8 protein-coding genes are annotated in these 14,145 nt (G+C 66.5%); 3 read left to right on the plus strand and 5 right to left on the minus strand.

Annotated elements, in window-relative coordinates:
- Positions 1–216 precede the first annotated feature (216 nt).
- The 3 genes from ACP8JZ_RS01145 to ACP8JZ_RS01155 all read left to right on the plus strand — a co-directional run bounded on the left by ACP8JZ_RS01145 (position 217) and on the right by ACP8JZ_RS01155 (position 5,550).
- Positions 217–1,002 (plus strand): DsbA family protein, encoded by a 786-nt coding sequence (locus ACP8JZ_RS01145; protein WP_023034877.1) that lies wholly within the window; start codon positions 217–219, stop codon positions 1,000–1,002.
- 2 nt (positions 1,003–1,004) lie between these two features.
- Positions 1,005–1,820 (plus strand): cytochrome c biogenesis CcdA family protein, encoded by an 816-nt coding sequence (locus ACP8JZ_RS01150; protein WP_277102050.1) that lies wholly within the window; start codon positions 1,005–1,007, stop codon positions 1,818–1,820.
- A gap of 325 nt (positions 1,821–2,145) precedes the next feature.
- Positions 2,146–5,550, plus strand: a complete 3,405-nt coding sequence (locus tag ACP8JZ_RS01155) for a choice-of-anchor M domain-containing protein (RefSeq protein ID WP_484482542.1) — start codon at positions 2,146–2,148, stop codon at positions 5,548–5,550.
- Positions 5,551–5,708: 158 nt separating this feature from the next.
- Here the strand turns inward: ACP8JZ_RS01155 and ACP8JZ_RS01160 are convergent, their stop codons facing one another.
- Genes ACP8JZ_RS01160 through ACP8JZ_RS01180 form a run of 5 tightly spaced genes read right to left on the minus strand, consistent with a single transcriptional unit; the run spans position 5,709 to position 14,131 of the window.
- Positions 5,709–6,590 (minus strand): anchored repeat-type ABC transporter permease subunit, encoded by an 882-nt coding sequence (locus ACP8JZ_RS01160; RefSeq protein ID WP_484482543.1) that lies wholly within the window; start codon positions 6,588–6,590, stop codon positions 5,709–5,711.
- 18 nt (positions 6,591–6,608) lie between these two features.
- A complete protein-coding gene (locus ACP8JZ_RS01165) occupies positions 6,609–7,436 on the minus strand; it encodes an anchored repeat-type ABC transporter ATP-binding subunit (protein WP_484482544.1) in 828 nt (275 codons plus the stop codon).
- Complete coding sequence (locus tag ACP8JZ_RS01170; protein WP_484482545.1) at positions 7,429–8,466, minus strand: choice-of-anchor M domain-containing protein; 1,038 nt, start codon at positions 8,464–8,466, stop codon at positions 7,429–7,431. The genes ACP8JZ_RS01165 and ACP8JZ_RS01170 overlap by 8 nt, the downstream gene beginning before the upstream one ends.
- A complete protein-coding gene (locus ACP8JZ_RS01175) occupies positions 8,463–9,989 on the minus strand; it encodes an anchored repeat ABC transporter, substrate-binding protein (protein ID WP_484482546.1) in 1,527 nt (508 codons plus the stop codon). Before ACP8JZ_RS01175 ends, ACP8JZ_RS01170 begins: the two co-directional genes overlap by 4 nt.
- The gene (locus tag ACP8JZ_RS01180; protein WP_484482547.1) at positions 9,986–14,131 is read right to left on the minus strand and encodes a TIGR03773 family transporter-associated surface protein; all 4,146 of its coding nucleotides are present in this window, start codon (positions 14,129–14,131) and stop codon (positions 9,986–9,988) included. The genes ACP8JZ_RS01175 and ACP8JZ_RS01180 overlap by 4 nt, the downstream gene beginning before the upstream one ends.
- Positions 14,132–14,145 lie beyond the last annotated feature (14 nt).

Below are 14,145 nucleotides of genomic sequence, written 5' to 3' on the forward strand. Positions count from 1 at the left end.
GGCTGCCCTCGAATCTTTCCAATTCTGACAGCCCCGCGAATCCCCCGGACCCTGACTGCCCACCAAATCCCCCGACTGCCTACCAAATCCCCCACTGCACACCAAATTCCTGGTATGCAGTTGGTGGCCCGGGACACCGGGTGTTAGGTTCACAGGCAGGGTCGGGAGACTTCTCGCCCCACCCGTCCGTCCCACATGCCATGTCAGGAGTTCTCGGTGGCGCAGTCAAGCAACCATCCCCAGCCCAAGTCTCGCCGGGTGTCGGTGGCCGTCATCGTCGCCGTCCTGCTCATCGCCCTGGCCGTGGTGGGGGTGTTCGTCGCCCCGGACGGTTCCAAGGGTGGTTCCGACGCGGCTGACCCCGCCCCCTCGGGAGCTGGCCAGTCCAGTGGCGCACGGGCGGGACGCCACGACAAGGGCGACATCTCGGCGATGAAGCGCAGTGACGCCCACGGCCTGGCCCGTCGTGACGCCAAGGATCCCTACGCCCTGGGAGACGTCAACGCCCCACTGGTGATGATCGAGTACGCCGACTTCCGCTGCCCGTTCTGCACCGTCTTCGCCGGTGACGTGCTGCCACAGATCAAGAAGGAGTACATCGACACCGGATACCTGCGCCTGGAATGGCGCGACCTGCCGCTGTTCGGCAAGGAGTCGATCGACGCCGCCGTCGGTGGCAAGGCAGCCGGTCGACAGGGCAAGTTCTGGGAGTACTACCGCGACGTCTTCGCCAATTCGGACGGCAACGGTCATCAGTCCCTGCCGCGCAACACCATCACCGACCTCGCCAAGAAGGCCGGGGTGAGGGACGTCAAGACCTTCCAGGCTGGCTTCGACGACAAGCAGCTCGCCGAGCTCGTCGCCAAGGACGCCTCGGAGGCCAACCAGATCGGGTTCACCTCCACGCCGAGCTTCATCGTCGGTCAGACGGCGGTGGTGGGCGCCCAGCCGATCGACCAGTTCCGCGAGGCCATCGACTCCGAACTCGACAAGCTGCGCTGACGATGGACATCGGATACCTGAGCGCATTCCTGGGCGGTCTGCTGTCGCTGTTGAGCCCGTGCTCCATCATGCTGCTGCCGGCATTCTTCGCCTACGCCTTCAACTCCCCGGGCAAGCTCATCAGCCGTACCTGGATGTTCTTCCTCGGGCTGCTCGTCACCTTGGTGCCGCTCGGGGTGTTTTCGGGGACGGTGGGCTCCCTGCTGGGGCGCAACCGGCACGTCCTCATCACGGTGGTGGCCGCCATCGTCATCGTCATCGGGGTGATCCAGCTCCTCGGGATTCCCATCCCCGGTCTGTCACGCAGCGCCGAGGTCGACGCGAGTCGCGGATCGGCCATCTCGGTGTTCTTCCTGGGCAGCGTCTACGCCGTGGCTGGGATCTGTGCCGGCCCCATCCTCGGGGCGATCCTCGTCATGGCCTCCTTGGGTGGTAGCGCGATCTACGGGGCGATCACCCTGGCCATCTATGCCCTGGGCATGGTGGTGCCGCTGCTCGTCCTTGCCCTGGTGTGGCAGAAGTGCGGATCGGGGGCCATGAACTGGCTGCGCCCTCGCACGGTGTCCATCGGGGGCTGGCACAACTCGGTCGTCATGGTCATCTCCGGCCTGCTCTCGGTGGCGATCGGGGTGTTCCTGCTGCTCACCAGTGGCACTGCCGACATTGGTGGCGCGGTCGGGGTCCGCACCCAGTTCGCCATGGAGAACTGGGCCGGTCGTGTCGGACGGCGAGTGCCCGACTACGTCGTCGTCATTGCTGCGGTGGTGCTTCTCGTGGCGGTACAGGCAGTGCGACGTCTGCGGCGCAGCGGGTCTTGATCCGAACCATCATCTCACCGGCCCCAGATCATCACCCCACCTGCCCCAGGCCAGCACGTTCCATCACGACCATGCCAGGGGGTCTGCTCTGATGCCCGAGTGCAGCTGACCCAGCAATGCAGTTGACTCGGTCGGTGTGCCACGGGCACGTCTCCGCACCGCCCGACGGGATGCACACCAGGAACTCACCGGCTGGGCCGTTCTGCTGTGCTGCATGGGTGCCCACCGAGCAGGATTCGTGTGCGTGTGCCCCGCGGGGGAGTGGACTGACAATCGCCCATCCAATAGGATTGAGATCCATTATCACTAAGGGTGGAAGGCGATCATGGTTCAGATGCGACGGATGCTGGGGAGCGTGCTGGCGGTTGGCATGCTGGCTGCTGGTGGGGTGAATCCGACGTTGGCGAGCGCCGGCCCGGATGACTCCAAGACCATCGCGACCCAGGAACATGTCGACTCGCCGAAGGTGTTCTGGGACGAGTCGGCCGGAAACTTCGTCCTGCGCACCAACGTGGGTCAGAACCCTCCGCCCATCGAGACGACGGCGTTGTGGGTCGGCAAGGGCTACAACGACGCTGGTCACCAGCAGTACATCCATCCGATCACCAAGGACAATGCGCCGGAGCTTGGCTTTGCTGGCAAACCCGGCGACCTGCTCTACCGGGCTCCGGCCCAGCCTGGTTTCTCCCGCTCACCGATCTGGGCCGGGTTCGGTGCCGACACCAACGTGCCCATCGAACGGTTCCGCGACCAGTCATTCACCCTCGACATGGTGGGATTCGACGGGCCGGGCCGCATGGAGATGTTCAACAACTACGGCACCGAGCACAAGGAGTCCGCCTCGCGTCTGCTCTCCAGCCATGACGTCGGCCTGCGATCCGCCTTCCTCACCGCTGGTTCCCACACCCACAACGACACCACCTTCACCCGCCCCGGCCGCTACGAGATGACGTATCGCGCCAGCGCCCGCGACACCAACGGCACACTCATTCACTCCGCCCCCCAGACCCTCGTCTGGCAGGTCGGTGGCACCAAGCCCAGCGCCGAGGGCCTGGGTGACGTCGCCAAGGCCTACCAGGCGTCGTCGACGACGACCTCGCCGTCCTTCGCCCCCAAACTCAGCCTTGCACCCCATGCGGGGCGTGACAAGGATGGTGACGAACACCTGAGCCAGCTGGAGTTCACCACGGGCGACTCGGCCGATCAGGGTACGGCCATCTTCCACATCGACGGCTACCACCTGGCGGAGGTGCCAGTGAGCAGCGGTCATGCCACTTGGACCGAGATGGTGGGGTCACAGTCGTCGAACTTCCAGGTGGTCTATGTGCCCAGGTCGGGTCACAGCCCACGATGGGTGAGCGCCCCGATCGCCTACACCACCGGCCAGCAACGGGCACAGACCTCCCAGCCCGGCCAGTTCCCCACCAAGGCCAGCCAGGACCCGGCCCCGGCCTTCGACACCAACGAGCTCACCGGTGGATCCGACGAGGCGACGGTCACCTCGAGCGTCAAGGACGGATCGGCCACCGTCACGGTCACTCCGGCCGATCCGCGCATGATCGCCCATGTCAAGGGCGGATTCATCACCAACCCCAAGGACGACATTCCCGACTGTGACGTGGACTTCGTCTCTGGCCCCAACACTCGCAGTGTCCGTGCCGACGTGAGGTACTGCGGTGGCGATGCGACGAGCCTCAAGCTCGACATCACCCCGCTGCCACGCGATCACCGCTCAGCAGCACACATGAAGGCGTCCGGTGGCCTCAACTCCACGACCCAGGTGAGATGGGGCGAGAACACCGGCGACGTGAACCCCACGTCGGCCACACCTGCGCCGACCACTCCAGCCCAGCCCGGCCCGACGGATCCCGCGCGGCCTGCTCCGACGGTTCCCGCACCCACTGGATCCCAGCCCGGTGCCCCCACCGAGCCGGGGCAGGGTGCCAATCCGTCGGACACCAGTCCGGTGACCATCGACCGTGGCCACGTCGACGTCGGGCCCGTCAGCTCCGACGGTGGAGCAACCATGGCCTTGGTCGACGACTCACGAACCCATGCCACGCAGACCGTCCTGCGCGATCCCGAATCGGTGAGGCTCAGTGTGCCCGATCATGCCGAGCATGTGCGAGGCGATGTGAGTGCGGCTGAGGTGAGGAAGGCTGGACTGTCCGGTCGGCCGGTGTTCCCCGACCGGGCATACGACTTCCTCGGTGCAAAGGGCACCCCGGTGTGGGTGTTGCCCCAGAACCAGACCGACGGACTGGTCTGGCCCGGGTTCTCCACCGAGCGGATGCCCACCGAGGACTACCCCGATGGCGTCAATCTCACCCTGACCCCCATCTCGGCTCCGGACAAGGGGGCCTGGTGGGCGTTCACCGCTGGTCTCAGCAACGACGTCACCATGCTCGGATCGTCGGAGAAACCCCACGAGATCGTCAACAAGGCCCCGGCGCACATTCACAACAACTGGGTGTTCACCAAACCCGGCACGTACGTCATCGGGGTGTCGGCCTCCGGAAAGAACGCCTCCGGACGGTTCAGCGTCACACAGAAGAAGGTGACGTTCGTCGTGGGTGACGAGGCAGCCACGGCGCTGCCAACCCCCGGTGGGGACGCCGCCACGCCGGGTCGGCCGGCCGAGCCGACCCCACCCAGTGCATCGGGCCCCACCGCCTCGGCCCACCCCTCACCGGAGGCGAGTACCCCCTCGGCCAGCCCCTCGAACCAGTCGAGCAACCCTGCCACACCTGATGGACAGAGCACGCCTGCCACACCCCACGGGCCGAGCACGCCTGCCCCCAGTTCCTCGACGAACGCCAAGGTCGTCCTCGATCACGGCCACGTGGACGTCTTCCATGTCGGTCTCACCGGAGGCAAGCTCGACCTCAAGCTCAAGGAGGATGTCACCGGCTCCGGCGTGATCCATGAACCGCAGGATGTCGACCTGCAGGTGAAGGATTCCGCGCTCGTCGACGTCCCCCGACAGTTCCCGGGGGCTCCCAGGGCCTACGTGCTTCCCATGACGCAGAATCAGGATCTGCTGTGGCCCGGGTGGGACACCATGAGTACCGGCAAACCGGTCGACCTCGTCGTCGACTCGGTGCAGGGCCCCGGGAAGGTGCACTTGTTCGCCACCGACATCTCGGGTACGGCCGTCTCCCAGCTCACCTCGGGAGGCACGGCGCTGCCCGGCACCATCTCCGTGCCGTCGCCGACGCACGTGCACGCCAACTGGGTCTTCACCAAACCCGGCGTCTACACGATGACCGTCCACGCCGCGTCCGGGTCGATGCGCTCGGCCACCAAGACCTACACGTGGCGGATCGGCGGGGACGCCACCGCTGCCCCGTCGTCGTCTGCTTCTGCCGAGCCGTCCGAGTCGCCCAGCGCCTCCGAAGAGCCGTCGGCACCTGCCGATGATGAGACGGTGACCCCGCTCCCCGATCCGTCGGTGGACCCGGAGGACACTCCCTCGGCAGACCCGAGCGCCACCCCGAGTGACGAGGAGTCCGTTGACCCGGACAACACCGGTGATGAGGGCACGATCCCTGCCGTCCCGAGCGATGAGGCCACCCCGAGTGACGAGGAGTCCGTTGACTCTGGCAGCACTGGTGACGAGGCCGCGATTCCCGCCACCTCGGAGGCCACGCAGGCTGCCGACAACGCTCCTGCCGCCTCCCACGGCGGTGCCACTGCCGGCACCATCGCCCTGCCGCGCACCGGCAACTGATCTTCCTCGCGTTCCCACCTGACGCGGCGAGCCCCAGCCATGTTGGCTGGGGCTCTTCCATGTCTTGCATGTCTGCACTGCCGGACGAGCACGGTTCCGACGCCGGCCCTCATCACCAGGGCTGGCCGGAGCCGGCCCGGCAGAACATGATGGCTGGCTCAGGAGGCAGCCACCGGGGAGTCCGCGCGACGCCGCAGCCAGGCACCCAGCAGGCCGTGCCTGGGGGCCAGCAGCCAGCTGAGCAGGAACACCACCGTCGCGACGAGGACGATCGTCCCACCGGCCGGCAGGTCGATCGACCACGACAGGTACAGGCCGACGAGGGCACAGACGGCACCAATGACCGGTGCCAGCACCATCATCGTCGACAACCGATTGGTGAACAGACGAGCCGTGGACGCCGGGGTCACCAGCAGCGCGAGCACCAGAATGTTTCCGATCACCTGCACCGAGATGACGACGGTGAGGGTCACCAGCACGTAGAGCACCAGATCGAGTGCGAAGACCGGCATGTGACTGGCGCGCGCCGTCTCAAGGTCCAGGCCGACGGTCACCAGCTCCTTGTGCAGGGCACGCTCGGCGGCGAGGATCAGCGCACCTGCGACGCACACGATGACGATGTCGTCATTGCTGATGCCGGTGATCGACCCGAAGAGGAACTGCTGCAGCGACCCCGAGTACCCAGGGGCTCGGGAGATGATGACGATGCCCAGCGCGAAGGCGCCGGCGAAGAGGATCCCGATGACGGAGTCCTCCTTGAGCCGTCGATTCTGTGAGACGACGGCCACCAGGATCGCGGTCACCAGACCAGCCACGGCACCTCCCACCAGCAGGGACCCCTGCAGCAGGAAGGCCACCGCCAGACCGGGGAACACCGAGTGGGCCACCGCGTCACCGATGAAGGCCATGCCACGCAGCACGACGTGCGACCCGATGACTCCGGCAACCATGGAACAGACCACGGCAACCAACAGGGCCTTCGGCAGGAAGACCAACAGCGGGTTGGTGAGGTCGATGAAAAACTCCCAGGGAGTGAGCATTGATGATTCCTCGTTCTCTCAGGCGGACGTGGCGACGGGCGCCTCCGGTGAGCTGGGAGCACGTCCAGCATCGGAGGGGGTGACGGGTCCAGCGGCGCCGATCGTGGTGAGCAGGGGGGAGTTCTCCGAGATGCCGAAGGTCCTCATCCACATCGCCGGGTCGCGCAACTCCTCGGGGGTGGAGTCGGCGATGACGGTGCGGTTGATGAGACACACCCGGTCGGCGGTGGCCATGGCCTGCACGAGGTCGTGGGTCGTCATGACGAGGGTGGTGCCTTCGCTGGCGAGTCGGCAGAACAGCTCGGTGAGCATCTCCTGGGTGGGCATGTCCACCCCGGTGAACGGCTCGTCGAGCAACAACACCGAGGGGCGGGTCGCCAGGGCACGGGCGATGAGCACCCGCTGCCGCTGACCCCCCGACAACTCCCCGACGGTGCGATCGGCCAGATCGGCCATGTCAGCGATCCGCAGCGCGTCACGCACCGCGACGTGATCGTCCTTGCCGGGATGACGCAGCCATCCGATGTGGTGGGTGCGTCCACTCATGACGACGTCGGCCACGCTGATCGGGAAGTCCCAGGCGAACTCGTGGCGCTGCGGCACGTAGCCGACGTGACGCCAGCCACGCCCCGGGGCCGCCCCGGCCACCGTGACGGATCCCCTGGCCGGGCGGACGAGCCCCAGCATGGTGCGCAGGATCGTCGTCTTGCCCGCCCCATTGGGCCCCAGCAGGGCCAGCAGGTCACCCCTGTCGGCGGTGAGGTTGACGTCATGGAGCACCTGCAGGCCGCCCAGGTTGACCGCGAGATTGGTGATCCTGATGGATCCGAGATCGCTGTCACTCATGCGGATTGGCCCCGTTCCCCTTGCTGGCCCCGCCGTCCTGCCACACCTCGTCACGCATTGCGCGGGAACGGGACCGGCCGATCAGCGCTGCAACGACGATGGCGACGATGACCACTCCGGCGATGATCGCGATGAGCACACCGTGCGACGAGCTGCCGTGTGCGGCGTCGGAGGATGCCGCCGTCGAGTCGGAGCTGGCCGTGGCCGTCGGGGAGTCGGCGATGGTGGCCGAGGCAGCGGCACCCATCGACCGGGCATCCTGCGCCGAACCCTTGTCGCCGATGACGAACCTCAGCTTGGTGGGGTAGGAGTGCTTGACGCCCTTGGCATCGGTGCCACGCACCTCCATCGAGATCGTCTGCGCTCCGGGCTCGGAGAACACCCAGTTGGCGTGCACGTGGGTGTTGGCCTCCATGTGGACCGGCTGCTGCTCGGACTTCGTGGAGTCGTAGAGCGACATCGGGGCCTCGAACCCATTCTCGATGAACATGTGGGCCTCGCCCGGGCCTTCGTGTCCGGTGAAGACCAGCTCGGCACCGCGGGGGAAGTTCTTGACGATCTCCGGGGCCTGGGTGTTCCATCCCAGCCACACGACCTTCTGGTCCTGGGTCTGCGGAATGACGTAGGCCTTCCTGCCGCGCATGTCACCCAGGAAGGAGTAGGCGTCATCGTTCGGTACGTCGATCCGGGACGCGTCGACGACCCTCAGCACTGCGTCGTCGGTGCTGCGCCACACCGGCGGATTGGCGGAGTCGTCACGGGCCAGCAGGACGAACTTGCCGTCGATGAGTCGGGGGCCCACGTCGACATGGCCACGTGTGATCTCGGCAGGGCCCTGGGCCACCTGCTCGTCCTCGGTGACGGTCTGCTGGAGGGCCGGGTCCGGCGGCGGGGTGCCGTCAGAGGCCTGGGCAGGTGCAGCTGCGAGACCGCCGCTCAGGGCGAGGGTGAGGGCAGACAGGACGGCTGTGCATCGAGCTGCCAACGGGCGATGTTTCTTGGTCATGGATTCCTCCGATGTGAACCTCATCCCAGGCACCGGGCCAGGGAGTCGGCGTCGAATTTCATGAGGTCGATGTAGGTGGTGACGCGATCATCGAAGGTGTCACCGTAGATCGTGCAGACCTGCACGTCGTTCTCGTGCGCCATGGCCACCAGCACCGACGAGGCACGCAGCACGTTGGGCTCGAGGAACACTGCCGGCACCTTGAGGTCGGAGATGGTCTGGTTGAGCTTGCGACGCTGGGCCATCGACGGCTCCACCCCCGGGTTCGCGGTGACGAATCCGGCGACGTGCATGCCGTGTGCCTGGGCCAGGTAGCCGTAGGCGTCGTGACTGGTGATGAGCTGACGATTCCCCTTGGGAATACCTGCGATCCGGCTGTCGACGTAGTGCGAGGTCTGCTCGAGCTTGGCCAGGTAGTCCTTGGTGTTGTCCCGGTAGGTCTGCGCCCCGTCGGGGTCGGCCTTGATGAGGGCGTCACGAATCACCTGAACGTAGGCCTTGGTGTTCTTGATGCTCATCCACAGGTGGGGGTCGATCTCACCGTGGACGTGGGCACCGAGCACCGCCTGGGGCAACTGGTGGATGGAGGTGCCGGGACGTCCCAGGAACCGGAACGCCGGTGAGGGAGGTATCTCGGTGAGTGCCTTCGGCGGCACCCAGATCACCGATTTCTCCGGATCCAGACGTTTCTGGGTACGCACCCCGCCACCAGTCGGGTCGGACAGGATGAGCATCCTGTCCCTGTCGATGTCGGCCGAGAAGTCGGCGTGCCCCTTGTCGACGACGGTGCGGTCGGCGAGTTCGGGAATGGTGCGTGGATCGGCGCCGACGGCGATCGTCAGGGTCTGCGAACCGATCGAGGTCTCACCCCGGGAAGTCGTGAGGGTGGCAGCGAACCTGGCCCGGTACACGCCGGGCTTGCTGAATGCCCAGGACATGTGGGTGTGGGCGTCGGCGGGAAGCTCCACGTCGTCGCGTTCGTCGATGCCATCGGTGGTCGAGTAGTAGATCTGGGGACGTCCGAAGGTACCCGTGATGTAGGCAGTGAGATCTCCGGGGCCATCCACCGACTCCAGCCTGAGGTGCACCGAGGAGGAACGGTCGGCCCCATGCGCGGTGCCCTTGCCGATGACGCGCAGACCCAACCAGACCGTGTCGAGGTTCGCATTCTCGACCAGCGGGATGACCTCGGCCCCGTACTTCTGGGCCTCCTCGGCCAAGGACATGTTGATGGCCCCCTCGGGCAGGGAGGCGTCGATGGTCTTGATGACCGAGTGCGGTTCGAGCATGAGGTAGTTCGACAACGCGACCTTCGAGTACACAACGGTACGTACGTCACGCAGGGACGGTTCGTAGGTGTGCGGGTCGGCGCCGGAGGGAACCAGGGAGGTGACGTCGGCCCGGTCGCCGGCCACATTGCGGGTGAGGTCGGCGAGGATGGGCGTGGTCGTCACCACGGAGAGCTTGTCTTCTTGGGCAGCGGGGGCATGACCGCACCCAGCCAGCAGGCTGAGTGCGGTCATGGCGGCCAACAGGCGTTTTCTCACCCGTGCCGTCTCCTCGCCACCACGGAGGTACCGAGCAGCAGACCGAATCCGCCGAGGGCGACGCCACAGCCCAGGGCCTTGTTGGACCTGGCGGCAATGGTGGCCTCGCGCACCTGGCCGTCCGCGCCGGTTCCGGGCAGACCATTGAGGTCACACGGCTTGCCGTCCGGGGTGCGCCCCACGACGGTGTAGGCCGGGCTGTCACCCTGTGCTGCATCGCCGTTCTGGGCGGCATCGTCGGCCTTGCCGGAATCACTGGACGGGGCTGCATCTGCCGAGGCGGGGGTCGCTGCCACCGAGGAGGCGACCGTCTTGGCGTCAGTGCCCACCGCGAAGTGCAGGGTGCCAGTGGCACTGACCTTCTTGCCGGCCTTGGTGGTGGCCGTCTGGGTGACGGTCACGGCGTAGTGACCCGGCTTGGTGAACACCCAGTTCGGGTGGGCGTGGGTGTTCGCCGCAACGGTGTAGCTGGTGGGGCCACCGACGTTGTCGAAGACCCGCTGGCCCACGCCGCCACCGAAGGTGCCAGACATGAACACGGCCATCTTGCCGGGGCCATCCACCTTGTCGAGGTGCATCTGCACCGGGCCGGTGGTGCCGTTGACGATGGACGGGTGCATCGTGTTGACGCCGAGCCACGGCACACCGGGCACCTGGGTGGCGCCGATGAGCCACACCTTGGTACCACTCTTGGCGATGAACTCCATGCCACCAGGAGCCGTGGTGTTGGCCTTGTCGCCGACCGACATCACGATGCTGGACGGGTTGACCCACTTCGCCGGGGCGGAACGGTCGTCCTTGAGGGCGGAGATGAGCTTGCCCGACTCCAGCTGGACACCCCAGTCGAAGTGGCCCTCGGTGGCGATCGAGGCGGCCTGACCAGCCGGAGCGGCCGCCTTGGCCGCCGGGGTGGCGGACTTCTTGGCACCATCACTGGACGCGGGCGAAGCCTTCTTCGTCGCGATCTTCACCGGACGGCAGACTTCCTTCTTCGCAGCTGCGGCTGCGCCGGATGCTGCCTCTGCGGCATCCTGGGAACCATTGGCCGTCTCGCCGTCAGCAGCCGCACCGTCACCACTGGCCTCGGGCGCGCCGTCCAGCGACGTGCCCACGGTGTTCAGACCACCCAGTGCTGCGCCACCGGTGTCACCAGCGGACTGGTCTGCAGCCGGTGTCGCGGCCTTGTCACTGGCTGCAGTGCAGCTCTTGGCCTCTGCGATGGCCTTGGACCCCACGGCCCAGGTGTAGGTGTGGGTGGCGGTCTTGACCGTCTTGCCGTAGCGCACCGAAGTGGCGTTGACCGTCATCTCGTAGCGGCCCGGTTTGGTGAACACCCAGTTGGCGTGCACGTGCGAGGGTTCCTTGACGGTGATGGTGCCCGGCAGGGCGGTGGAGCCGCCGTCGAGCAGGGCCTTGGTGCCTGCGAAGGAGTTCTGCGTGAACAGGTGCACCTTGCCCGGGCCCTTGACGTCACGGACGTTGATCTTCACCTCGCTGAAGCCGTTGCGCTTGACGTCGAAGGTCTCCCAACCCGGCCACAGCAGGTCGGGGTTCTGCGTGATGGGCAGTACGTAGCCCTTGGGGGTACCGGGGTAGCCCTTGGGGATGCTCATGAGTGCGGAGTCCTTGACGGCCAGCAGCACGTCCTCGGGGGTGTGGAGCACACCTTCACCGGTGACGTCCTCCTTGATCTTGAGGTTGAGGCCGTTCTTGTCGGCCGAACCGACTCGGAAGACGTCGGAGTGCCCGTGGTCGAGCACCAATTTCTGGGAGCAGGGGTTCTTCTTGTCGGCACCGGGCTTGGCGTCGCCGTTCGACTTGCCGTCGGTTCCGGGCTTCTTGTCAGAGTCCTGCTTGGCAGTGGGCTCAGTGCTCGGCTCGGGGGCTGAGTCCTGGCCTGGTCGCGCGGTGGGCACGGGGTCGGGCTTGGCGTCGTCCGACGGCGCTGGACTCGGCTTGGCGGCGTCGGCCGGTGCTCCCGTGCCCCACGGGGCGGGCAGCTCGGTCTTGTCGCCGACGACCCAGGTGTAGGTGTGCGGTTTGCTCTGGAAGGCCTTGCCATCCTTCTCGGCGCTGGCCTGGACGGTCATGGTGTACACGCCCGGCTTGCTGAACACCCAGTTGGCGTGCTCGTGAGTCGGCTGCTTGACGGTGATGGTGCCCGGCAGGGTGGTGGAGTTACCGTCGAGCAGGGAACGTACGTCGCCAAGGGTGCCCTGGGAGAACAGATTGACAGTTCCGGGGCCCTTGACGTCGCTGACGTTGATCTTCACCGTGGTGAAGCCGTTGCGTTTGACGTCGAAGGTTTCCCAGCCCGGCCACAGCAGCCCGGATTTCTGGGTCAGCGGCAGCACGTAGCCCTTGGGGGCACCGGGCAGTCCGGAGGGGATGTCGGTCAGCGCGGAGTCCCGCACCTTGAGCAGCACGTTCTCCGGCTCGCGGAGCACACCCTCACCGGTGACGTCCTCCTTGAGCTTGAGGTCGATACCGCCGTCAGCTGAGGATCCGACTCGGAAGGCATCCAGGTGTCCGCGATCAAGGACGACGTTGTTGCCGTCGGTGTGGGAGTTGTCGGGAACCGGATCAGGCTTCGGGGCGGGGTATGCCGGCTTGCCGGGTTCGGGACTCGGCTTCGGGTTGGCCGGCTTGCCCTGGTCGGGGGCCGGCGTGTCGCTCAGCACCTCTCCCTTGCCCTGGCAGGCGTTGGCCACCGCGGCGTCACCGACGGCGTACTGCATCGTGAACGGGACGTAGCGATGCTGTTTCCGGCCGTTGGCGTCGGGCTTGCCGTGGATGGTGTAGTAGCCGCTGATTCGGTAGAACCCCGGCTTGGAGAACCACATCTCCATGGGGGTCTTCTCGGCCTTGTTGACGCGCATCACGGTGCGCAGGCTCGACTCGCTGGACGACAGGACGGTCCGGGTCTGGCCATCGGTGGTGTCGACGACGGACACCTGGCCACCCTGCGGCCCTTCGATCGGATCCCACGTGATGTCGGCCTCGTGGAGGTTCGCGAAATCGGTGCCGGTGGTGTCGAGCACTTGGTTCGGCTGGCCATTCTGCGCAGATGCGGGGATGCGGTGGAATTGGGTTCCAGCGGCGAAGATGCCGTTGAACTCGTCTGCCCCGGCCTGCGGGGCTGCTGCCTTGAGGGAGTCGGGCACGTTGATGACGCCGACCTCTCCGTCGATCTGCTTGCCGGAGTCGCCCGAGGTGACGCTCATCTTCGGGCGAGCGGGCTTCTGCGGATCATCGGACTTCCAGCTGGCCTGCCAGTCTGCCTTCAGGGTGACGGGACCGCTGGCATGGTGCAGGCACCCTGCCATGTTCGCGGTGGGGTTGAATGCCAGCGGATCGTCGGATCCGGTGTCCTGACCCTTGGCGATGGGGAACTGCTCGGCCGGGGTGGTGATCTCGTGGGCGGGCTGCGTGGAGCCCTTGTCGAGGCCCACCTGCTCGTCGGTGCCGACCAGCCACGAGACGACGGTGGGGTCGGACTCGATGGTCTTCCCGTCGCGGGTCTCCACGGCCGCCTGCCACGTCAGGTTGTAGCGGCCAGGTTGGGAGAAGGCCCAGCTGGTGTGGGTGTGGCTTCCGGGGTGCACGACCTGCCGACGGTGATCGGTACCGGTCGAGGAGAACAGGTGTGAGACGCCGAGGGGATTGACGGTGAAGGCGTTGAACTCGCCGGGGCCGTCGACGTCGACCAGGTCCAGGTGCAGCGTCTCGGGCTTGATGCGATCCATGAGTTCGTCGGGGAAGCTGTGACCGGCGCCGAATGCGGCTGCCACCGGGGCCCACTTGTCGCTCTCCTTCTGCGGGGCGGTCCACACGATGTCGCCGGGTTTGCCGAGGAAACCAAATCGGGGATCGTCGGGAACCCTGAGGCGAGATGTCTCCCGGCCGGTCGCGTCGGCGTCCGGCCCGAGGCGGATGTAGACGTCCTTGGCCTCCTTGAGCTCGCTCTCGTTCCACAGGATCTTGATGGTTGGTCTGCCGCTCGCCTGGTCCCACTCCACGTGGGCGACGTCGGCGTGGCCATTGTGCAGGAGCTCCCGATCCGGTGCTGACGCGTTCGCCAGTGACGGGTTGACCGTCATGAACGTCAGCAGGATGGCCAGGAGCGATGCTAACCGCTTCACGGTGCCTCCCTTGT

The sequence above is a fragment of the Cutibacterium sp. LaCa_286 genome (assembly GCF_057198075.1).